We start from the raw sequence: 22,874 nt of genomic DNA, 5'->3' as shown, positions 1-22,874 counted from the left end.
TTGAAATTGTATTTTTGTTTTATGGAAAATCCTTTCACCGACGCGTATTTTATGAAGAAAGCCTTGCAGGAAGCCGAAACGGCTTTTGAAAAAGGCGAGATCCCTGTAGGGGCGGTCATTGTAATCGACAATAAAGTGATTGCCCGCAGCCACAATCTTACCGAAATGCTGAATGATGTAACGGCGCATGCCGAGATGCAAGCCATTACATCGGCGGCTAATTTTATCGGTGGGAAATACCTCAAAGGCTGCACCTTGTATGTCACTTTGGAACCTTGTCAAATGTGTGCCGGGGCGTTGTATTGGAGCCAAATCTCCAAAGTGGTTTTCGGGGCTTCCGATGAACAACGCGGTTTTCAAAAATTAGGCACCCAACTCCATCCCAAAACCCAAGTAGTCAAAGGCGTTTTAGCCCAAGAGGCGGCCGATTTGATGGTCCGATTCTTTGCTTCCAAACGCCCATAAAAAATTCAGAAAAATATTCTTAAAAAAATATCGATAACGTAAATAATATTTTAATAATTTTAGCGTTATCATGCTAATTGGAGAAAAATTCCAAGGCAAAAGTTCTAACAAATAATTTTATTTAAAACGATGAAAACCAGCAAGATTCTCGGTTTGCTTGTTGCCATGTTACTATGGCAATCCTGTTCTAAAAAATCGGCCTCCGATTTTGATTCAGATCCCTCTCTCTACAAAGATTACATTACAGGATTTTCATCGGGTTTTGTCTCGGTCAGTTCGGACTTTAGGGTCCAATTGGCATTCAACAAAGGCGATTGGCAACCCAATCAGGAATTAGATGAGGATTTATTTGATATTTCCCCAAGCGTGAGCGGCAAAGTAGTGGCTTTGTCTCCCAACACTATCGCTTTTATTCCGAAAGAGAAATTGGAGCAAAACACCTTGTACCAAATTACGCTACACCTTTCCAAAATCACCAACAAAGTACCCAAGGAGTTGGCCGATTTTAATTTTTCGGTCAAAACCATCAAGCAAGATTTTATCGTCAATACCCAGGATTTACAATCCTACAGCAAAGACTGGTATTACCTGAACGGCAATATTAAAACGGCAGACCATTTGAGTTTTGAAGCCGCACAAAAAATTATCGAAGCGACCCACCAAGACAAAAAGCTAAAGATTAAGTTTGATAAGGCGTTGAGTACGTCGACCGATTTTAAGTTCGTCATCGACAGTATCCAACGTTTTGATGACGATACCGACCTGTTTATCAACTGGGATGGTGATGACGTGGATATCGATCAAAAAGGCGTTACCAAATTCCCGATTCCGGGTAAAAATCAATTCAAAGTACTAAAAATTGAAGCGGGTGATGCTAATAATCAATCGGTTATTATCAATTTCTCCGATCCGTTAAAGAAAGACCAGGATTTTAAAGGATTGGTAGCCATCGAAAACACGAGTAATCTCAAATTTACCACTACGGGTAACGTGCTCAAAGTGTTTTATAACAAAGAACCCGAAAAATCAGAGGTCGACCGAGGAAATACTGCTGTTGCCCAAGCGGTCGATTCGACTATGGTTGATACCGCGGCGGTAGCGGTACCTGTGGAGACGGCAACTTCAGAAACCGGATTTTCGGGCAGTAAATTGGTCGAAGTGTTTCAAGGGATCGAAAATATCGATGGCTATAAAATGAAGCAAAGTTATTCGGAGCGACTCCTGTTTGAGCAAATCAAACCGGGTGTAAAATTTCTGAAAAGCGGGAGTATTTTGCCGAGTTCCAATAATTTGAAAATCAATTTTGAAGCGGCCAATCTGAATGCGGTGGACGTTAAAATTTTCAAAATATACAAGAACAACATCATGCAGTTTTTGCAGGATAATGAAATCAACGGGACGCGCAATTTGAAACAAGTCGGACAAGCCGTGGCCAGAACCAAAATCGAATTAAAACAGAATAATTTAATCGATTATACGAAGTGGAATACGTATGCTTTGGATATTTCTAAAATCGTGAAACCCGAACCCGGAGCCATTTATCGCGTAGAATTCTCATACAAGAAAGAATATTCCATGTACAAATGTACGAGTTCAACCAATTCCAACGAGGAAGACGAAGAAGGGTATTATGATGATGAATCGCAAGAAGAAGAAGGCGATGAAAACGACGTAAATTACAGCTACTACGACTACGATTATTACTACGAACAAGACTATGAATGGCGTGAGCGTCAGGATCCGTGTACCGATTACTACTATTACAACACCAAAGTAGGCACCAATATCCTGGCTTCCGATTTAGGGGTTATTGCGAAAAGAGGAACCGATAAGTCGGTAGTAGTGGCCGTTAGCGATATCGTTTCTACCGATGCGGTTTCGGGCGCCAAAGTAGAATTGTACAATTTCCAACAACAAAAAATTGCGGCTTCCGTTACCGATGGCGACGGAATGGCTTCCTTTCAAATGGAAAAGTATGCCTATTTCGCTATAGTGACCAAAGGAAATCAAAGCACCTATGTCAAACTCGACGATGAATTATCACTATCCGTGAGTAATTTCGATGTTTCGGGCGAAACACTGCAAAAAGGATTAAAAGGCTACCTGTATGGCGAACGCGGGGTTTGGCGCCCCGGCGATACGGTGTATTTGTCCTTTATTTTAAATGACAATGCCAATAAATTACCGGCGTCTCATCCCATCAAATTAAGAGTAAACGACCCTAACGGGAAAACGGTATACGAAGCGGTTCAAAAAATGAACGCCTTGCAGCATTATAAGTTTGTTATCCCAACAGAGGCCACAGCGATTACCGGAAATTGGGAAGCGGTGGTAAGTGTAGGCGGTGCTCGTTTTTACAAGACTGTTAAAATCGAAACCATCAAACCGAATCGCCTCAAAATCAAAAACAGCTTCAACGAGCCCATTCTTTCAGCCGGCAAAGAGAATGTCAACAACATCCAAGTGTTGTGGCTGCACGGCGCCGTAGCCAAAGATTTAAAAACCGAGGTGCAGGCCAAATTTTCTCAGGAAGTAACCACTTTCAAAGGGTTTTCCAATTATGTTTTTGACGATCCTACGCGACGTTTTTACACCGAAGAAATCAATATCTTCTCCGGTAAAGTAGATGCCAAAGGTCGCGCCACGATTCCGATTAAGCCTACTATAGAAGGCGAAGCGCCGGGGATGCTCCGTGCTGCTTTCATTACCAAAGTCTATGAAAATGGCGGCGACGTGAGTACCGATGTGTCTTCTGCCTTGTATTCGCCTTATGCTACTTATATCGGAATCAAATCGCCCGAACCGAACAAATACGGGATGATTGAAACCGGAAGAAATAACCGTTTCGATATTGTCACCGTGTCCGAAAACGGTCGCCCTAAAGCCGTCCGCGATTTGGATGTTCGGGTTTACCGAATGCAGTCGCGCTGGTGGTGGGATGCCTCTAACGATAATTTATCGAGTTACAATACCTCTAACGCGACCATTGCCTACAAGAATTTCCGAATCAATACCGATGCTTCGGGGAAAGGGAGTATTGCCTTTTCGGTTCCCGATGAAGATTGGGGTAATTATTTGATTCGCGTTTCCGATCCGAATGGCGGTCATGCCACCGGTGTCAGAGTCTATATTGATATGCCTTGGTGGTCGGCCAAATCGCGCAGCACCGATGGAGAATCGGCTACGATGCTTAAATTCTCTACCGATAAAACCAATTATGCCGTTGGCGATAAAGCCAAAATTTTCTTCCCGTCGAGCGAAGGCGGCAGAGCCATGATTTCTATTGAAAACGGTACCAAAGTATTGAAAACCATTTGGACCAAAACCAAAAAAGGAGAAACCGTGGTCGAGATGCCGATTACCGGCGACATGGCACCCAACGTGTACGTCAATATCTCGTTGCTGCAGCCACATGCGACAACCAAAAACGATTCTCCGATTCGGATGTACGGTATCGTACCGATAGAAGTGGTCGATAAAAATACCGTATTGGAACCGCAACTAACCATGCCCGACGTATTGCGACCGGAACAAACCGTTACGGTCAAAGTATCTGAAAAGAAAGGCAAACGCATGACGTATACTCTGGCCGTAGTTGATGAAGGTTTACTCGATTTGACACGCTTTAAAACACCAAATGCCTGGACAAGCTTTTATACCCGTGAAGCCTTGGGTGTGCGTACTTGGGATATTTACGACGATGTTATCGGCGCTTACGGCGGTAAAGTGAATCAGGTATTCAGCATTGGTGGTGACGCCGAGGCCGGTGGCGGCAAAGCCAAAAAAGCGAATCGTTTTAAACCGGTGGTGCTCTATTTCGGACCGTTTGAATTAACGGGCGGTTCCAAAACCCATAAAATAACCTTGCCGAAATACATTGGTTCGGTGCGCACCATGGTAGTAGCAGCCGATTCGAAAACCGGCGCTTACGGTATGGCCGAAAAAGCGACTCAAGTGAAAAGTCCGCTGATGATTTTAGCCTCACTACCGAGAAAGATTTCACCATCGGAAAAAGTAACGCTGCCGGTGACTCTTTTTGCGACCGAAAAACACATCAAAAATGTCACCCTGCAAATCAAAACCAACAGCGCGGTGAAAGTGTCCGGGATCAGTAGTCAAGTCGTGAAGTTTACCGAGCCCGATGAAAAAATGGCGTACTTTAATCTCGAAGTCGGCGCCGTGACCGGTATCGGTAAAATCGATATCATCGCCACATCAGGTAAAGAAAAATCAACCTATTCGGTAGAGATTGATGTGACCAATCCGAATCCGGTAACCCATGAATATACCGATATTGTGATTCCGCCTAACGGTACCAAAACCATCTCTTGGAAAACCTTCGGAGTGGCCGGAAGCAACAAAGCCAAAATGGAAGTTTCGTCTTCACCAACGGTTGATTTCGGGCGCCGATTGGATTATTTAATTCAGTATCCTCACGGCTGCGTCGAACAAACCACCTCTTCGGTTTTCCCGCAGTTGTATTTAACCGATATCATGGACTTGGATGCCGTTCGCAAGCAAAACATTCAAAAAAATGTGACCGCGGCCATTCAGCGTCTGAGCAATTTCCAATTGGCTAACGGTGGTTTCTCGTATTGGCCGGGCAATGCTGATGCCGACGATTGGGGAACGTCATACGCCGGACATTTCCTTATTGAGGCAGAGAAAAAAGGCTACGTATTGCCGATAAACTTCAAAACCAAATGGATGGGCTACCAACAAAAAATGGCCAAACAATGGCGCTATGAAAAATCGTATGACAACGACTTCGCCCAAGCCTATCGCTTGTACACCTTGGCTTTGGCCGGTGCGGCCGATTTGGCATCGATGAACCGCCTCCGCGAAACGGTCGGAATCAACAACGAAAGCCGTTTGCGCTTGGCCGCAACCTATGCGCTCATCAAACAAAACGCCGCCGGTATGGCGTTGTTAAACAACGCCATGATTGATGAAGTTAATACCGAGGACAATTACTATTATTACTATGGTTCACCCGACCGAAACCGAGCCATGGCACTGGAAACCTTAATTTTGTTAGGCCAAAAACCCAAAGCATTTGCCATGGCGACCAAACTCGCCAAAAGTTTATCGAGCAACACCTGGATGAGCACGCAAACCACTGCTTACGGCTTGTATGCCATGGCCAAGTTCGCCAAATCCAATGGCAGCAAGGGCGTTTCCATTCAATACACCAACGCCGGAAAATCGGAAGCGGTTACTACCGACAAGGTGATGGTGCAACGCACCCTCGTGGTCCAATCAGGGAACAATGCCGTGACTTTCAAAAACAACAAGAAAAACACCTTGTTCGTTCGGGTGCTCAACAGCGGTATTTTACCGGTGGGCAGTGAAAAGCCGATGCAAAACAACCTGACGGCGCGTGTGGTTTTCAAAGACCGAAAAGGCAAAGTCATCAACATATCTAAAATAGCGCAGGGAACCGAATTTTACGGCGAAGTCACGCTCACCAATCGCAAAAATGAGCGGGTAACCAACATCGCCTTGTCGCAAATCCTGCCTTCCGGTTTCGAAATTGTCAACACGCGTTATACCGATTTTGGCGATGCTACGAGCAATACCGCCGATTATATCGACATCCGCGACGACCGCGCCAATTACTATTTTGGCCTCAAACCCTATGAAACGCGCCAATTCAAAATCCTGTTGAATGCTTCCTATCTCGGCAAGTATTATTTGCCGGGCTTGCAGTGCGAAGCCATGTACGATAACGACTTTTTAGCGCGTACCAAAGGACAATGGGTGGAAGTGGTCAAGTAAATTTAGGAGCGAAAGGTTCGGGAATACTCGGGAAACCGTATTCCCGCTGTTCGCTTCAATCTTTTTCGGTTCTCGATACTTTTGTTTCGTCATTTCGAGTGTTCCGATGCAGTCGGAATGTATCGAGAAACGAAACAAAAACTCGAACTGACGAAAAAGGATTTCCGCTGCCATCAGGGCTAGATGTTATACCATTTTAATTTTTGAAAGTGAAAACTAAACTCAGCGCGATATTCCAACGTTTCGTTCACTATATCCAACGCCATCCCAAAAAAACGGCCATCACTTTTATACTCTTGGTGGTGTACTACTTTTCGCTACCGCGGGTGTTGTTCCAAGAGCCGTATGCGACCGTTATCGAGAGTAACGACGGCGAATTACTCGCGGCTAAAATTGCGCGCGACGGGCAATGGCGCTTTCCTGCGCAGGACAGTATTCCCGATAAGTTTAAACAATGCATCGTTTATTTCGAAGACGAACATTTTTACCACCATCCGGGATTTAATCCGGTGGCGATGGTTAAGGCGTTTCAGCAAAACCGCAAAGCCGGCAAAGTGGTTCGAGGCGGCAGTACCTTAACCCAGCAAGTCATTCGATTATCGCGCCAAAACCAACAGCGTACCTATGTTGAAAAAGCCCTCGAAATCATTTTGGCTACGCGACTCGAATGGCGTCATTCTAAGGAAGAAATACTAGAACTCTACGCCGCTCATGCGCCATACGGCGGTAATGTAGTGGGCTTGGAAATGGCCTCGTGGCGTTATTTCGGCGTGCCGTCGTACCAACTGTCGTGGGCCGAAAGTGCGACCTTGGCGGTCTTGCCCAACGCACCGAGTTTGATTTATCCCGGGAAAAATCAGGTGAAATTGTTGCGCAAACGCAATGCCTTGCTGTTGAAACTGCATCGTGAAAAAATCATCGACAAGCTTACCTACGATTTGGCTATTACGGAACCGTTGCCGCAAAAACCGTATAATTTGCCGCAAATTGCGCCGCATTTGCTCCAACGTATTGCCAAAACCAACGAAGGCCAACGCATCAAAACTACGATTGATATGGCGTTGCAAAACCGCGTGAATCAAATAGCCAAGCAGTATTACAGTCAGTACAAGCAAAACGAAGTGCACAATTTGGCCGTGTTGGTCATCGATATTCAAAACCGAAACATCATTAGCTATGTGGGCAATTCGCCTACCGATAAAGACCACGATAAAGATGTGGATATCATTGGGGCGCCGCGTAGCACGGGCAGTATTTTAAAACCGCTGCTGTTTGCTTCCATGCTCGATGAAGGCGAATTGTTGCCCAATACGTTGGTCGCCGATGTTCCGACCCAAATTTCGGGCTATGCACCGCAAAATTTCAATTTTACGTTTGACGGGGCGGTGCCGGCCCAACGCGCTTTGTCGCGGTCGTTGAATATCCCGTCGGTATTGATGCTTCAGGAACACGGGGTACATAAATTTTACGAATTAACCCAAAAGTTAAAACTCAAAAACATCACCCAACATCCGGATCATTATGGTTTATCGTTGATTTTGGGCGGCGCCGAGAGCAATTTATGGGATTTGTGTCGCGCCTATGCGAATCTGTCAGCCACGGTGAATTACTTTAACCAATCCCAAGGGAAATACCGAACCAAGGAATTCGCAGAGTTGAATTATGTCGACGGTTTTCAACAAGATTTCGGCAGCAACAGTTTTCAGCCCAATATTTTTGGCGCCGGCTCTATTTATTTAACCTATAATGCGATGAAAGAAGTCAACCGCCCCGAAGGCGATGAAGCGTGGCGGTTTTATGATTCCGCGTTGGAGTTGGCCTGGAAAACCGGAACCAGTTTCGGAAACCGCGATGCGTGGGCTATCGGTACCAATTCGCGTTATGTGGTGGGTGTTTGGGTAGGCAATGCCAACGGTGAAGGCCGACCCGAGTTGACCGGAGTGAACAGTGCCGCACCGCTGTTGTTTGATGTGTTTCGTTTGTTGCCGCGTCAAAAATGGTTTCAGCCACCGCTCAACGATTTGGAGTATGCTGAGGTGTGTACGTTAAGCGGTCACTTGGCGCAGGACGATTGCCCAAAAGTAAAGCAACTCATCTCGCGTAGCGGGAAGAAAACTTCTATTTGTCCGTATCACAAACTCATTCATTTGGATGCCACCGAACAGTTTCGGGTGAACAGCAGTTGTGAAGACGTGGATAAAATCGTTACCAAAAAATGGTTTGTGTTGCCGCCGGTGATGGAATGGTATTATAAGAGTTTGCATATCGATTACAAACCGCTGCCGCCTTTTAGAGTCGATTGCCAACCCACGGCGCAAGCGGTCATGGATTTTATTTATCCGAAAACCAACAGCAAAATTTATTTGGCCAAAGACTTTAACAGCCAAGTACAGCCGGTGATTGTAAAAGTGGCGCATTCCAACCGCGAAGCCAAGCTCTTTTGGTATGTGGATAATGTCTATAAAGGCAGCACGCAAACCTTTCACGAAATGCCGATTACCGCCGAAACCGGTGTGCATTACATTACCGTAGCGGATGAATTTGGGAATGAAATTAAAAGAAGAGTTGAGATAATCAAAGATTAAAAAGCCCCGATTCTCGGGGCTTTTTTAATAACAAACGTCAGTTCGAGTGTCCCGACAAGTCGGGATGTATCGAGAACTGTTTTATTCTTTAATAAATTTCCCTGTTGCGCTTCCTTTATCACTTATTATTTTAATGAAATAGCTTCCGCTTTGCAAGCCTGAAACATCGATATTTTCTCCCGGATTGGTGTTTACTTGAACCAACTGACCAAGTGTGTTGTAAATGCTGGCAGAACTCATTACAACATTTTCTTTAGGCGTAATGGTCAGTGTATTTTGGGCAGGAACCGGCGACAGTGTGAAGACACTTCCAAAATCAAAGTCAGGATTTCTTAGAGACTGTACTGTTGTGGTAAACGTATTGGTCGTAATAGGATAATTATAATCAAAATAAATATTAGCTGTATTGCTAAAAGTATCTCCAACAACCAGAGTAGGCTTGGTTTTAATTTTAAAAGCGACATAACCATCATTGTTGGCATCGTCAAAAGGTAAGTTGATGTTTTCAAAAATAAATTCTACCTGGTTGGTATTGATTATTCTCGTATAAAAAGAATGGCTGCTGTTTTGCGGAATCAAACTAGCAATATCAAACGTAGTGGTATCGATAACATCTTTTACCACAATGTTTATGGCATTAGCTGTTCCGGTATTTTCAAAACGGATAACATAATGAACATACTGGCCTACCATACTTGGTGTGACTGAAATGCCTTCGGCACAAGTTTTGTCGTTAGGATCTTGTGAATTGACAACTGTTTGTGTTACGGAAGCGCTGTTGTCGCTTGGCAGGATGTCCGTGAGTATACCTGTAATAGTCGCACCATAGTTTAAAATATCACCACTTTCTACTGGAGGCGTTTCAATAGGTGTATTTAAATTAAAGGTTACCATCAGGCTTCTAGTTTCAAACGGCAATAAGTTGGAAAAATTCCAAGTCAAATTTCCGCTCGTTTGAGTATTTGGTGTTACTGTAGAAGAAACCATATCTTGAATCGCATCATCAAAACTAAAATTAACACTGCCATTTTGCGGAATACCGCCTTTGTTTTTATAAACAATAATAAATAGATTATTAACACCCGGTCTAGGGTTACTTAACGGATAAACAGCCACTTCCAAATCAGGATTATTGGCCAATGACCTTATGCAAAAGTCTCTGATAAATGGGCTCGCTGCTGTTGGGAAAACAATGTTTCCGGTATTGGATGGTGTTGTTGTAAAATATGTTGGATTTTCTAATACAGGAGTTACAGTATAAGTACCAGCCGGAACATCATAATGATAAGTACCATCATTGCTCGAAATAAAGGTCGTAGATGTCGTTCCGTTAGAAATATTAAACTTCATATTTGGGAATAAAAAATCGTTTGTATCGCAACCATTATTGGTTGTGTCCCAACGATGATTTCCTTGTATCGTATAAAAAGTGCCTCCGGGTTCAAAGGTACAATAGGTGTTGACATGACAGTTCGGATTGCCATTCCAATTGGCAGCGTTGGTTACAATATCATTTTGTGCAGTAACAACTTCTGCTTCATCTGCACAGATATACAATAGGTTGGGGCAATTTGAAAACCCAAAAAAACCGCTGGCTCCATTTTTTATGTTGCAGGACACCAAATTTGGACTATTATTAACTTGAAGAGTTGTTAGTGCCGGTAGATGTGAAACATCTATATTTGGAAATAAGTTTTTACCAATGGTTAAAAAATACATTTCAGGGTGATTTCCTAAAACCAAATTAGTAATTTGATTGTCGTAGGCGTTTACAGCTGTTAAATTTGTAAAGGCTGTCAGGTCTAATGAGGTTAACTGATTAGCTTGAACCACCAAAGTTATAAGGGTTGTAGGAATGGAATTAATGTTAGTTAAATCAGTATTTCGACAAAGTAGTTGTTCCAAGTTCGGGATGAGAGCATAATTGAAATTGCCTAAGTTAGAGCCGTCGGTTTTTAATATCTTCAAATTTGTCAACAAGGGCATACTTGTGGCATTCAAGGGGAATACATCCACACTTTCAATGTTCTGAGCGTCTAACCAATATAAATTAACCAAAGTGCTTAAATTTATGGGGCTTGTATAAGGATTTCCGCCTAATGCCAATGTTTCAATGTTTATAAACGGGTCAAGGTTGATGGTTTGTATTTGGTTGTTGAAAAAACTCAAATCAATTAAAGCTAAATCATTTGTAATATTAAGCGAAGTCAATTGGTTATTATTACAATTTAAGGATGCTAAATTGAGTCTGTTGGTAATGTCTAAAGATGTTAATTGATTCCCGGCACAACTGAAAGAAGTAAAGGCATAACTGTTTGCGATGTTTAGGTCTGTAATAATATTATTATTGCAATTCAGATTCGTTAAATTAACCTTATTTGAAACATCAAGCGATGATAATTGATTAGAGCTACAATCTAAAGAGGTTAAATCATTACAATTAGTAATACTCAAATTAGAAATGCTGTTATTATAACACGAAATGGTTTTGAGATTGTTGTTATTGGAAAGATTCAATGAAGTCAACTGATTAGAATGACAGGTTAAGTTTTCAAGATTGACTAAGGAACTTAAATTGATACTCATCAATGGGTTGTTGCCACATGAAAGTACTTTGAGGTTAACCAACGGCGTAAGATTTAAAACACTTACATTATTATTAGTACATGAAAATGTTCTTAAATTAGTAAAGCTCTCTAATCCGGTTAAATCTACTATTGATGTAGGAGTTATGGCGGTGTTGCTCGAGCTTACATAAAGTTGATAAACCATAAGAGCTTCACTTACCTGAATATTACCGTCGTTGTTAGTGTCAATTTTTATTTTAGTTCCGGCAGAATTGTATGCAATTGTTGCAGTTGGACTTGCTGCCAAAAGCTTTGCTTTAAAATTGGCATCTGGAATATTTACAATCTGTGCATTTCCCAAAAATCCAATAAATGCGACAAGTAAAAAAGTGTAAAGTTTCTTCATAAGAATGGTTTGAAAGTCAAATATATATAAATTACTTATAAGATAAAATTCACTTCAAAACTTTCGCAAAAAAATCATTGTTTAAACAAAATCCTAGCCCGGATAGCAGCGGCATCCTTTTTAGCTTGTTATGCTGTCCCGAAGCTTCGGGAGTCGAAGCACAAGCTAAAAAGATACAGCGGATAGCCGGAAACAGCTCCCAAAAAGCACTTCGACAAGCTCAGTGTGACATTGTTTAAACGATAGATTTTGACACAAAAAAACCGCCAGTCTTTCGAAAGGCGGTTTTTCTTTTTATTCTTTGATCTCATTTCCGTCTTTATCGAAGAAATGATACTCTAAATACGTGTAAGCGTCACGCGGTATGATTTTCACCCATTTTTTATGTTCAAAAAACCATTTTGAACGTATTGATGGAAAACCTTTTTTAAGGTAGGCCGCTACAAACGGATGTACGTTGAGTTTCACGCCGTTGTAGTCTTTGATGAATTTTTCGAGGGAGAATGAAATTTTGTCGATAATTTGAATCGGCGCATCGATATCGCTGCTCAAATTGTTCGGGTTTTCTTCTCGGGTTTCGATATTCACTTCAGGTCTTACGCGTTGGCGGGTAATTTGAACGAGTCCAAATTTACTCGGCGGTAAGATTTTGTGTTTGGCTTTGTCGTCGCTCATTTCTTCGCGTAGGAAGTTGAACAAGACTTGGCGGTTGTCCGGATTTTGCATATCGATAAAATCGATAACAATAATCCCGCCCATATCGCGGAGTCGCAATTGACGCGCAATTTCGGCTGCGGCAATCAAATTGACTTCGAGTGCGGTATCTTCTTGGTTGGAGGCTTTGTTAGAACGGTTGCCGCTGTTCACGTCGATGACGTGTAGGGCTTCGGTATGTTCTATAATCAAATACGCTCCTTTACTCATGGAAACGGTGCGCCCGAACGAGGTTTTGATTTGTCGCTCGATATGGTATTTTTCAAACAACGGCACGTCTTTCGACTGGTAAAGCCTAACGATTTTTTGTTTCTCGGGAGCTATTTCGGCCAAATAGTCCTTTGTTTCTTGATACAACTCGGCATCATCAACCTGGATACCGGTAAAGGTATCGTTAAACACGTCGCGCAATATGGAAGAGGCTTTGTTGAGCTCTCCTAATATTTTGGACGGATGATGCGCGGTTGGTAATTTTTTACACATTGCAGTCCATCGGTTTAGTAAGTTCTGCAAATCTTTTTCTAATTCGGCTATGCTTTTGCCTTCCGCTACTGTTCTCACAATAACGCCAAAACCTTTAGGTTTGATGGATTGTACCAGTTTCTTGAGTCGGTCTTTTTCTTCTTTGGAATCTATTTTTTGAGAAATAGACACGCGATCGGAAAAAGGAACCAATACTACAAAGCGACCCGCGAACGACAGCTCGGTGCTGATTCTTGGTCCTTTGGTGGAAATAGGTTCTTTGACAACTTGAACCAGTACCGATTGATTGGCGCTCAATATATCGGATATGGCACCGTTTTTATCAATCTCTTTTTCAAACTGAAAGTTTTTTAGGGAGAAATCTTTTAGTTTACCTGCGCTTACAAGTTTTATGAATTTCAAATAGGAAGCTAAATTCGGACCCAAATCGTGGTAGTGTAAAAAGGCGTCTTTTTCGAAGCCTACGTTTACAAACGCCGCGTTTAGTCCGGCCACCGGCTTTCTGATTTTGGCAATAAAAATATCGCCTACCTGAAAGTTGTTGGTGTCTTCCTGTTTGTGTAATTCAATTAGTTTTCCATCTTTTAATAAGGCAAAATCTACAGCATTCTCACCACTACGGATGATTAATTCTTTATTCATGTTGTAAATTTTTATCCGTACTTTTTGGTTTCGGGTTTCGGGTTTCGGGTTTCGGGTTTTGCAACTCGGAACGCGCAACTTTTCAACTCGCAACTGAATTGTAAGGATGGATTAAACATTTTAAAACAGGTAATGTTGTTACCCGGTGAAATTTAGTCGGCAGTCACAGTATTCAGTCAACAGGCGAACTGTAAACCGAGACCGGAAACTGCTTATACTGAATTTCCATTTCAATGAACGTTTTCTAAAAAAAGAAAAGTAGTTTAGAACTACTTTTTCTTTTTGTGTCGGTTAGCTCTTGCTCTCTTTTTGCGTTTGTGAGTCGCTACCTTATGTCTTTTTCTTTTTTTACCACTTGGCATACGCTGGTGTTTTTGTGATTAATAAATAAGTTTTATACTGCTACTTCAGTATTGGTTTTTACAGATTCTACGAATACTTTAGCAGGTTTAAATGCCGGAATATTGTGGGCAGGAATTTTGATAGTCGTATTTTTAGAAATGTTTCTTCCTGTTTTTTCAGCTCTTGTTTTGATGATGAAGCTACCAAAACCTCTTAGGTACACATTGTCTCCGGTTTCCAAAGAAGTTTTTACTTCTTCCATAAACGCTTCAACAGTGGCTTGAACATCTCCTTTTTCAAGGCCTAATTTTTCTGAAATCTTCGCTACGATATCTGCTTTCGTCATTTTCTTTCGTATTTATTATTATGAGTAAAATTTTGAGGTTGCAAATATATGAATTAAAAAAACAATATTTCAAGCATAATCTATTAAAATTTAATCACATAAACATTTATTTTTGTGAACCTAAATTTTGTGATGAATTTTTCTAAGTCGTTAATCCAATGGTATTTACTGAACAAGCGTGATTTACCTTGGCGAAATACAACCGATCCGTACCTTATTTGGTTGTCTGAAATCATGTTGCAACAAACCCGCGTCGCCCAAGGATTGCCGTATTTTTTGCGGTTTACCGAAGCTTTTCCGACGGTTTTTGATTTGGCTGAAGCCGAAGAAGAGCAAGTGCTCAAATTGTGGCAAGGTTTGGGCTACTACTCCCGTGCCAGAAATTTACATCAAACCGCTCAAAAAATCGCCTCGGATTACCAAGGGCAATTCCCTCAAAGCTACTCCGAATTACTTCAATTAAAAGGCATAGGCGACTATACCGCCGCGGCTATTGCTTCCTTTGCCTATAACGAAAGTGTTCCTGTGGTCGACGGCAATGTGTATCGCGTTTTAGCGCGCTACTTTGAGGTGGAAACCGATATCGCGTCTTCGGATGCCAAAAAAGAGTTCACCGCTTTGGCTCGTGAACTGCTGCCCAAAGGAGAAGCAAACGTGTTCAACCAGGCCATTATGGAGTTTGGAGCAATGCAATGCGTCCCTAAAAATCCCGATTGTAACCACTGTATTTTTAACGACAGTTGTGCGGCATTGCAAAAAAAGAAGGTGGCTGCTTTGCCGGTCAAATCGAAAAAAAACAAAGTGAAAGACCGTTGGTTTCATTATGTGATTTTTGCCGATGAACAACACCACACTTTAGTGCAGAAGCGGAGCGCGAAAGGCATTTGGCATAATTTGTACGAGTTTCCCTTGATAGAAACAACAGCGTCAGAACCGGAAGCCGATGTTGAAAAGCGCATTGTCCAACAAAAGTTGGTGCCGAATGCCATCCAATCGGTTCATCGCGACGCAACAGCATCCACTTTGCATAAATTGTCTCACCAACATTTGCATATTGATTTCTGGAAAGTACGGGTAAAAGGAACGCTAAAAGGCGGAACTGACTGGGAATCAGTTAAAAAATTGCCGTTTCCCGTCGTGATTTTTAACTTTATTGAAAAAGAAAGGTATTGATTTTTCAAAAAATAATTGTAAATTTGAGAAACCCAAGGCGCCCTCAATCCGATTGTATTGCAGTGATTCGACCGAATACGGCTGCCGAAGAAAATTAAACAACACGCTACAATGAACGGGACATTAAACAAAGTAATGCTGATAGGCCATTTAGGCGATGAAGTAAAAATGCACTATTTCGAAGGCGGAAATTGCATCGGCAGATTTCCTTTGGCTACCAACGAAGTGTATATCAATAAGCAAACCAACGAAAAAATAAATTCGACGGAGTGGCACAATTTAGTAGTACGCAACAAGGCCGCCGAAATATGTGAAAAATATTTGTCCAAAGGCGATAAAATTTATGTGGAAGGTCGCATTAAATCACGCCAATGGCAAGCCGAAGACGGCACCACCAAATACACCACCGAGATTCAGGTTACCGAATTTACTTTTTTAACCACTAAAAAAGACATTGAAGGTGTAAAACCGCCCCAACATCTTGAACCAAAAAATGCTACCTTTGAAGCGCCCAATCCGGCAAATCCTGAAAATGATTTACCGTTTTGATATTGTTTAACTAACTTGACTGCAGTTGGACCCCGAGCCCGGTTTACACTTTTTTGATTACATAGATACCCATTTGCTTTTAGGAAGCTTGGCTATTGCATTGCTGCTTCTTTGTTCGGCGATGATTTCGGCCGCTGAAGTGGCTTTGTTTTCACTCACTAAAGAAGATTTAGCGAAACTCACTACGGAGAATCCAAGCAAAGCCAATCTCATTTCAAGACTTTTGCAAAAGCCCAAAAAATTGTTGGCAACCCTTTTGTTAGCCAACAATTTTGTCAATATTGGGGTGATTATTTTGTTCTCATTTCTGAGCAATTCGCTCTTTGTTTCCATTACGTCACCGCTATTGAAGTTTCTGACTGAAGTGGTTTTGGTCACGTTTTTAATTTTACTTTTTGGCGAAGTATTGCCTAAAGTGTATGCCAGCCGCAATAACGCTAAATTTTCGGTACGCATGGCCGGACCATTGTATGTGTTGGATTTGTTGTTATCGCCGGTGAGTTTGCCCATGCGCAACATTTCGGTGTATTTGCATGATAAATTGGGAAAACAAAAATCGAATTTTTCGGTTAATCAATTGTCCCAGGCGCTCGAGATGACTTCTTCCGAAGATACGTCTTCCGAGGAACAAAAAATTTTAGAAGGCATCGTTTCTTTCGGGAATACCGATACCAAACAAGTGATGAGCCCGCGTATCGATATTTTTGCACTGGAAATCAATGAGCCTTTTGCCGATATTTACGCCAAAATAGTTGATAAAGGCTATTCTAGGATTCCGGTATACCGTGAAAATATCGATCAAATTGAAGGCGTATTGTTTGTCAAAGATTTGATTCCGCATATTCATAAAAAGGAATTTGAATGGAATACGCTGATGCGAAAACCTTTTTTTGTACCCGAAAACAAGAAACTCGACGATTTGTTAAAAGATTTTCAAAGCATGAAAAGCCATTTGGCCATCGTGGTGGATGAATACGGCGGAACTTCGGGTTTGGTGTCTTTGGAAGACATCATAGAGGAAATAGTTGGCGATATTTCGGATGAATTTGATGACGAAAACATTAATTTTTCACAAATCGACGACAAGAATTTCCTTTTTGAAGGCAAAATCAACCTCAAAGATTTTTACCGTATTGTGGATGTAGATGAAACCGTTTTTGAAGAAAATAAAGGAGAAGCCGAAACCTTGGCCGGATTTGTGTTAGAGATATTGGGTAATTTCCCCAAAAAAGGGCAAAAAATACACTTTGACAACCTCTATTTTACTATAGAATTGGTCGATAAAAAAAGAATTAAACAATTAAAAGTAACTCTCGATTCATAATGAAGCTATTTAAAACAGTTGGGGTTTTAGCCGTTATACTAACACTCAGTTTGACGAGTTGTAAAAACGACACCTTGCCCAAACCGGCCGGACAGTTGCGCTTGGATTATCCTGTAGCGCAGTATGCCCATTTCAGTAATCACTGTCCGTTTGAATTTGACATCAATGAAGATGCTGTTATAAAAGAAGATAAAAACTGCGGTTTTTCGATTCATTATCCTAAGATGAAAGCCACGATTTACCTGACCTACAAAACGGTAAACGGCGATATCAATACCTTGCTTCGAGATGCGCAAAAACTAACCTATGAACACGTAATCAAAGCCGATGATATCTTGGAGCAGCCGTATATTAATCCGGATAAAAAGGTATATGGTATGTTTTACAGAGTAGGCGGAAACGCGGCCACAAACGCCCAGTTTTATGCCACCGACAGCACCAAACATTTTGTAACCGGTTCGGTTTACTTTTACGCCAAGCCAAATTATGATTCGATTATGCCGGCCGCCGATTATGTAAAAAATGACATGCAGCAATTGCTCGAAAGTATTCAATGGACCCAAGGTCGTTAGACCGAAGGAGCGGCACGAGCAAAGCGAACTGGCGAAGCAAGCTAAATAAAAAAGGAACTCTACGGAGTTCCTTTTTGTTATGATTGTATTGTAATCGGATTATTTGGATTGCGCTACTTTATACGTGGCTCCGTCACCGGTAGCTTCCACGGTAGCATACAATTTTTGTGGCGTTAAAACCGCTGCATCGAATTCGACAGTTGCTTCTTTTTTGTCGAAATCCACCGTGGCTTTTTGTACGCCTTCCATCTTAGCCAATCGTTTTTCGATGGTTTTGGCACAACCCATGGCACAGGTCATTCCTTCAATTTTAAACTGAGCAGTTTCGGGTTTGGCCGCTACCGCCGGTGTTTTTGGGGCATCCGCTACAGTTTCCTGAGTGGCCTCTGATGCGGTAGGTTTGCCGGCTGTATCTTTACAGCCTATTAACATTGATGCGGCTACGCCCAACATTACAAGTGATTTGGAAAAATTCATGATAGTATTATTTTTTTTAAGTTTAGGCTTGCTTGTGCCAACAAAAATAAATAAAAATTAAAGTTATTATTCTTAAAATAATTACAAAATTTGACGCATAAAAATGGAGATATGCCCACACAAAAGTTGAAATGGTTGCTGTTGATTGCCCTGGCTCTGATTTGGGGCAGCTCATTCATATTAATCAAAAAGGGTTTGGTAGCGCTGAATCCTTTCCAGTTGGGTTCGTTGCGCATTATTTTTTGTGCGCTATTTTTATTGCTAGTTGGTTTTCGAAACCTCGCCACCATTCCGTTACACCAATGGAAGTATATTGCGTTAACGGCATTATTCGGCACCTTTGTTCCGGCTTATCTTTTTGCCATCGCGCAAACTCAAATCAGCAGTTCGGTGAGTTCGATCCTCAATTCGCTGACGCCGTTAAACACGCTCATTATCGGTGCTGTTATTTTCAGATTGGATTTCAAACGAACGCAAATTATCGGAGTAATTATTGGTTTTTTGGGCACCACTTTGCTCATACTTAACGGAGCGGCGCATCATCCTAATCAGAATTATTGGTACACTATCTTAGTTTTAATCGCTTCGGTTTGCTATGCTACGAATGTGAATTTAATCAAACGGTATTTGTCCGATTTGAAACCGCTTGCCATTACCACGGGAAACTTTGCCGTGATGGTAGTGCCGGCGTTTTTGATTTTGTCTTTCACCGATTTCTTTTCGGTAGTCACCCATGAAAAGGTACAGCATGCGCTGATTTTTGTGGCGGTATTGGGAATTATTGGGACCGGAGTGGCTAATGTTCTTTTTTATAAATTGATTCAGATTTCATCACCGGTGTTTGCGACTTCGGTAACGTATTTGATTCCGATAGTGGCTTTCTTTTGGGGATTGTTGGATCATGAAATGTTGACACCGGTTCAGTTTATTGGAGCGCTGATTGTGTTGATAGGCGTTTACCTTTCGAGTAGAAAATAAAAAAGACCGTTCTCAGAACGGTCTTTTTAGTATCACAAAAAAAATCAATTATTGAAAATCAGCATCGATAACCCCTTCGTTAATTTTCACGTCAGACATTTTAATATCCAATTCAAAACCAACATTCATCACGGTGTTAAACGGAACTTTAACGCCTTTTACGGCGCGGTAATCGTTGAAATAGGTAACGCGAGTTACTTTTTGACCACCTTGCTCATCCGTAGTTGCTTCGGCAGTTTTTAAGCCCGATTTTACATCAAAATAGTAGGTAGTGTCGCCATCCACAACTGTATACGCATCGCTGCCGTTCATGGGCTCGATACCGGTTACGGTAACCCCCGGTTTGTTTGCTAATAAGGTTTCGTTAAACAACACGGCGCTTTCTTTCATTTTAGCCAAATCATCGCCTTCTAATACTTTTTTCTGACCTTGTTGCATCATGTATCCCGAATTACCGTTGACTACTTGTTTCATCAACGAGCCCATACCGGCCATAGATAATTCTACCATCATTCTTCCTTTAGCATCGATTTTAGAGGTATAGCTTAACGGCATTGGTGCTTGCGGAATTTTGGTTTCTCCTACTGAGGCAATCGATTTTACCGATTTGATGGCTTTGTCACCACCAATTGCTGCTACATAAGCATCGATAACCGTTTTTACACTTACTCCGGCAGGAACCGGTTTTTTCATAGCCGGTTTTTCGGTTGGATTACCAAACTTGTCAAAGTAGAAAATCGGAATTTTCAAACTTTCTAATCCCGGTAATACATCCGAGGCTTTTCCTACCACCAATATTCTCATATTGTCGGCTAAGAAATAGCGGTTTACCACTCTCATGATATCATCAGGCGTAACGGCGTTGATGTTTTTGATATAGTTTTCATAGAAATTAGCCGGTAAGCCTTCGGTTTCAATATTTAACGCATAACGCGCCACAGTAGCCGGTTTTTCTACCTGCATTACAAAACGACCGATATAACCTGCTTTAACGTTATTCAAGGTTTCTTCGGTTACTTTCTCAGTTCTGATACGATTTAACTCGTACAAAGCCTGCGTGATAGCGCTGTCGGTTACCGCATTTCTCACTTGGGTATTGGCTCTGAATTCGCTGTGCATGTTTTTGTCGAAACCAACACTCGAACGGGCGCCGTAAGTCCAGCCGTGTTTTTCTCTCAAGTTCATGTTTAAGTAGCTGTTAAAATCGCCGCCAAACACTTGGTTTGCTAAAATTACCGGGAAGAAATCTGGGTCACTCATTTTTAAGTTTACCGTATTGAATAAGGTAATTTCAGATTGTACGGCGTTAGGCATATCCACAAAGTTGATTTGTGTGTATTGTACGTTGGTCGGATTAGAATAGGTTAATCTTGGCGCCGTAGCTTTTACCCAAGAACCGAACAATTTTTCAACGTTTTTCTTTACGTCTTTTGTTTTTACGTCACCTACAATTACCAGATAAGCGTGCTCCGGAACAAAATACGTTCTGTAATTCGCTTTCACATCCGCTAAAGAAACATTTTTGATGGTTTCTTCAGACAAGTACTCTCCGGCCGGGTGACTTTTACCGTAAGCCAACACTTTTTCAACTCTTCCGGCTACAGCGGTAACGCTTTTTTCTTGTGTTTTTAAGCCTTCGATTAATTTATCTCTTTCTTTATCAAATTCTTCCTGAGTAAAGTTAGGCGTTAGTGCTCCTTCAGCCATTAATTCTAAAATTCTTTTGGCGTGTTTCGACAAACCACTGGCCGAAGCACCCGAAGAATAGAAATTAATATTCGCTCCTAAAAAGTCGATTTCTTCGTTAAAAGCATCTTTAGGCGTTTTCAAAGAGCCGTTTCCTATTAAAGCGCTGGTCAATTCATCAACCCCTTTTTTGTCTCCTTCGGCATACGGGGTGTTGTCGATAGTTAAACTATAAGAAACTCTCGGCAGTTTGTGGTTTTCCACTACCAAAACTTTCAAGCCGTTAGGCAATGAAAATGTTTCCGGTTTTTTGATGTTGATACTCGGCGCCGGTCCCGGTTTAGGCTGCGTTCTGTCTTGTGCTTGCATAATAAGGGTTAAAAACAAGCTTGATAATAATATAAATGTTTTTTTCATAATCCTTTGAGTCTTAGTTTTGAGCTTTGTCTTTGGCCGGAACGTAATCTAAAATCAAACGTTGGTTCGGATTCAGGTATTTTTTAGCAATGTCTCTGATTTCTTCACGAGTGATAGAACGGTACATGTCGATTTCCGTATTGATTAAATTTACATCCCCATACAACAAATAATAAGTCGCTAAATTTTCAGCTACCCCTTCCACGCTGGCATTGCCGTCAACGTAGTTGCTTTCGTAAATGTTTTGTAATTTTTGGAAATCTTTTTCAGAGATGAGTTCGTTTTGCATTTTTACAATTTCTTCATCAATCTCTCTGATTAAATCGGCTGAAGTGGTCTCGCCTTGCGGCATTCCGTAAAGGATATATTGGCCGTAGTCTTCTTGGCTATAGTTGAAGGCTCCTACTTGTAACGCCATTTTTTTATCGTCTACAATTTTCTTGTATAATTTAGAACTTTTCCCGTTGCTTAAATACGTTGAAATCATATCCAATACGCGAGCATCACGCGTTTTCATTGACGGCGTTCTGTAGGCCGCTACCACCATTTCTTTTTGGATGTTCGGGTCTTCGTAACGCGCTTTAATAGGCTCTGTAATTGGCGCTTCTACAAAGGTTTCTTTCTTAATTTCAACACCTCTCGGAATCGGGCCGAAATATTTTTCAATCCACGCTTTGGTTTGTGGGATATTGATTTGACCGGCAACCACTAAAACCGCATTATTCGGCGTGTAGAATTTTTTATTGAACGCTTGAAATTCTTCTAAAGTAGCTGCGTCTAAGTGCGCCATTGAACCGATAGGTGCCCAACGGTACGGATGCACTTTGAACATGTTTTTCTTTACTTCGGCAATCAACTGGCCATAAGGCTGGTTGTCTACGCGTAATCTTTTTTCTTCTTTAACTACTTCGTTTTGTGTATCCACTCCGATTTGGTTGATTACCGGATGCATTAATCGTTCCGATTCCATCCACAATCCCAACTCGGTATTGTTGGAAGGAAATACTTCAAAATAATACGTTCGGTCTTCCGAAGTGTTGGCGTTGTTGGTTCCTCCGTTAGACGTTACAATTTTAAACCATTCTCCTCTTTTGATGTTTTCGGTACCTTCAAACAATAAATGTTCAAAAAAGTGAGCAAAACCCGTTCTCTCCGGATTTTCGTCTTTGGATCCTACGTGGTACATTACCGAGGTAATCACCACCGGCGCCGACGGATCGTTGTGTAAAATAACATGCAATCCGTTTGGCAAATCGTACTCTTCAAACGCCACCTTTTGCGCATGAGCTGTTCCTCCAAGCATAAGCATTGAACTTAAAGCAATTAATGATTTTTTCATAAAAAATTGAAATTTTTTCGTTGATTGTTCA

At 41.6% G+C, this 22,874-nt stretch carries 14 protein-coding genes; 8 read left to right on the top strand and 6 right to left on the bottom strand.

The window, feature by feature from the left end; translation table 11 throughout:
• Nucleotides 1-21 precede the first annotated feature (21 nt).
• The 3 genes from QHT84_RS00495 to pbpC all read left to right on the top strand — a co-directional run bounded on the left by QHT84_RS00495 (nt 22) and on the right by pbpC (nt 8,828).
• Nucleotides 22-465 (top strand): nucleoside deaminase, encoded by a 444-nt coding sequence (locus tag QHT84_RS00495; protein ID WP_283237574.1) that lies wholly within the window; start codon nt 22-24, stop codon nt 463-465.
• Between the two features lie 129 nt (nt 466-594).
• Nucleotides 595-6,243 carry an alpha-2-macroglobulin family protein gene (locus QHT84_RS00490; RefSeq protein ID WP_283237573.1) on the top strand — a complete coding sequence of 1,883 codons (5,649 nt, stop codon included), beginning with the start codon at nt 595-597 and terminating at the stop codon, nt 6,241-6,243.
• 209 nt (nt 6,244-6,452) lie between these two features.
• Nucleotides 6,453-8,828 carry a penicillin-binding protein 1C gene (gene pbpC / locus QHT84_RS00485; RefSeq protein WP_283237572.1) on the top strand — a complete coding sequence of 792 codons (2,376 nt, stop codon included), beginning with the start codon at nt 6,453-6,455 and terminating at the stop codon, nt 8,826-8,828.
• Between the two features lie 81 nt (nt 8,829-8,909).
• Here pbpC and QHT84_RS00480 read toward each other — a convergent pair whose 3' ends face one another.
• From QHT84_RS00480 to QHT84_RS00470, 3 genes are all read right to left on the bottom strand, one after another.
• Complete coding sequence (locus QHT84_RS00480) at nt 8,910-11,801, bottom strand: DUF7619 domain-containing protein (RefSeq protein ID WP_283237571.1); 2,892 nt, start codon at nt 11,799-11,801, stop codon at nt 8,910-8,912.
• Nucleotides 11,802-12,095: 294 nt separating this feature from the next.
• A complete protein-coding gene (locus QHT84_RS00475; protein WP_283237570.1) occupies nt 12,096-13,640 on the bottom strand; it encodes a ribonuclease E/G in 1,545 nt (514 codons plus the stop codon).
• A 394-nt stretch (nt 13,641-14,034) separates the two neighbouring features.
• A complete protein-coding gene (locus tag QHT84_RS00470) occupies nt 14,035-14,328 on the bottom strand; it encodes an HU family DNA-binding protein (protein ID WP_131474623.1) in 294 nt (97 codons plus the stop codon).
• 132 nt (nt 14,329-14,460) lie between these two features.
• On the opposite strand from QHT84_RS00470, the gene mutY reads away from it, so the two are divergent.
• The 4 genes from mutY to gldD all read left to right on the top strand — a co-directional run bounded on the left by mutY (nt 14,461) and on the right by gldD (nt 17,946).
• Complete coding sequence (mutY, locus tag QHT84_RS00465; protein ID WP_283237569.1) at nt 14,461-15,501, top strand: A/G-specific adenine glycosylase; 1,041 nt, start codon at nt 14,461-14,463, stop codon at nt 15,499-15,501.
• Between the two features lie 111 nt (nt 15,502-15,612).
• A complete protein-coding gene (locus tag QHT84_RS00460; protein ID WP_283237568.1) occupies nt 15,613-16,050 on the top strand; it encodes a single-stranded DNA-binding protein in 438 nt (145 codons plus the stop codon).
• A gap of 25 nt (nt 16,051-16,075) precedes the next feature.
• The gene (locus tag QHT84_RS00455; RefSeq protein WP_283237567.1) at nt 16,076-17,374 is read left to right on the top strand and encodes a gliding motility-associated protein GldE; all 1,299 of its coding nucleotides are present in this window, start codon (nt 16,076-16,078) and stop codon (nt 17,372-17,374) included.
• On the top strand, nt 17,374-17,946 hold the full coding sequence (gene gldD / locus QHT84_RS00450) for a gliding motility lipoprotein GldD (RefSeq protein ID WP_283237566.1): 573 nt from the start codon (nt 17,374-17,376) through the stop codon (nt 17,944-17,946). Before QHT84_RS00455 ends, gldD begins: the two co-directional genes overlap by 1 nt.
• A gap of 99 nt (nt 17,947-18,045) precedes the next feature.
• Here the strand turns inward: gldD and QHT84_RS00445 are convergent, their stop codons facing one another.
• Complete coding sequence (locus tag QHT84_RS00445) at nt 18,046-18,423, bottom strand: heavy-metal-associated domain-containing protein (protein WP_283237565.1); 378 nt, start codon at nt 18,421-18,423, stop codon at nt 18,046-18,048.
• A gap of 111 nt (nt 18,424-18,534) precedes the next feature.
• Between QHT84_RS00445 and QHT84_RS00440 the strand changes: the two genes are divergently transcribed.
• Nucleotides 18,535-19,401, top strand: coding sequence for a DMT family transporter (locus tag QHT84_RS00440; RefSeq protein ID WP_283237564.1), 867 nt, complete (start codon nt 18,535-18,537; stop codon nt 19,399-19,401).
• Between the two features lie 48 nt (nt 19,402-19,449).
• Here QHT84_RS00440 and QHT84_RS00435 read toward each other — a convergent pair whose 3' ends face one another.
• Both QHT84_RS00435 and QHT84_RS00430 read right to left on the bottom strand, forming a co-directional pair.
• Complete coding sequence (locus tag QHT84_RS00435) at nt 19,450-21,504, bottom strand: M16 family metallopeptidase (RefSeq protein WP_283237563.1); 2,055 nt, start codon at nt 21,502-21,504, stop codon at nt 19,450-19,452.
• A gap of 13 nt (nt 21,505-21,517) precedes the next feature.
• A complete protein-coding gene (locus QHT84_RS00430; RefSeq protein ID WP_283237562.1) occupies nt 21,518-22,843 on the bottom strand; it encodes a M16 family metallopeptidase in 1,326 nt (441 codons plus the stop codon).
• Between the last annotated feature and the right edge of the window lie 31 nt (nt 22,844-22,874).

It is taken from the genome of Flavobacterium sedimenticola, assembly GCF_030053345.1.
Classification (GTDB): domain Bacteria; phylum Bacteroidota; class Bacteroidia; order Flavobacteriales; family Flavobacteriaceae; genus Flavobacterium; species Flavobacterium sedimenticola.
The sequence above is the reverse complement of the archived record's forward strand: the minus strand, read 5'-3'. Positions and strand labels throughout refer to the sequence as shown.

Bases quoted from the DNA above. Each gene is read 5' to 3' on its own strand.
- QHT84_RS00445 (WP_283237565.1), bottom strand. From the start codon at position 18,423: ATGAATTTTTCCAAATCACTTGTAATGTTGGGCGTAGCCGCATCAATG.
- QHT84_RS00475 (WP_283237570.1), bottom strand. From the start codon at position 13,640: ATGAATAAAGAATTAATCATCCGTAGTGGTGAGAATGCTGTAGATTTT.
- QHT84_RS00435 (WP_283237563.1), bottom strand. From the start codon at position 21,504: ATGAAAAAAACATTTATATTATTATCAAGCTTGTTTTTAACCCTTATT.
- QHT84_RS00440 (WP_283237564.1), top strand. From the start codon at position 18,535: ATGCCCACACAAAAGTTGAAATGGTTGCTGTTGATTGCCCTGGCTCTG.
- QHT84_RS00460 (WP_283237568.1), top strand. From the start codon at position 15,613: ATGAACGGGACATTAAACAAAGTAATGCTGATAGGCCATTTAGGCGAT.
- QHT84_RS00480 (WP_283237571.1), bottom strand. From the start codon at position 11,801: ATGAAGAAACTTTACACTTTTTTACTTGTCGCATTTATTGGATTTTTG.
- QHT84_RS00495 (WP_283237574.1), top strand. From the start codon at position 22: ATGGAAAATCCTTTCACCGACGCGTATTTTATGAAGAAAGCCTTGCAG.
- gldD (WP_283237566.1), top strand. From the start codon at position 17,374: ATGAAGCTATTTAAAACAGTTGGGGTTTTAGCCGTTATACTAACACTC.
- mutY (WP_283237569.1), top strand. From the start codon at position 14,461: ATGAATTTTTCTAAGTCGTTAATCCAATGGTATTTACTGAACAAGCGT.
- QHT84_RS00430 (WP_283237562.1), bottom strand. From the start codon at position 22,843: ATGAAAAAATCATTAATTGCTTTAAGTTCAATGCTTATGCTTGGAGGA.
- QHT84_RS00470 (WP_131474623.1), bottom strand. From the start codon at position 14,328: ATGACGAAAGCAGATATCGTAGCGAAGATTTCAGAAAAATTAGGCCTT.
- QHT84_RS00490 (WP_283237573.1), top strand. From the start codon at position 595: ATGAAAACCAGCAAGATTCTCGGTTTGCTTGTTGCCATGTTACTATGG.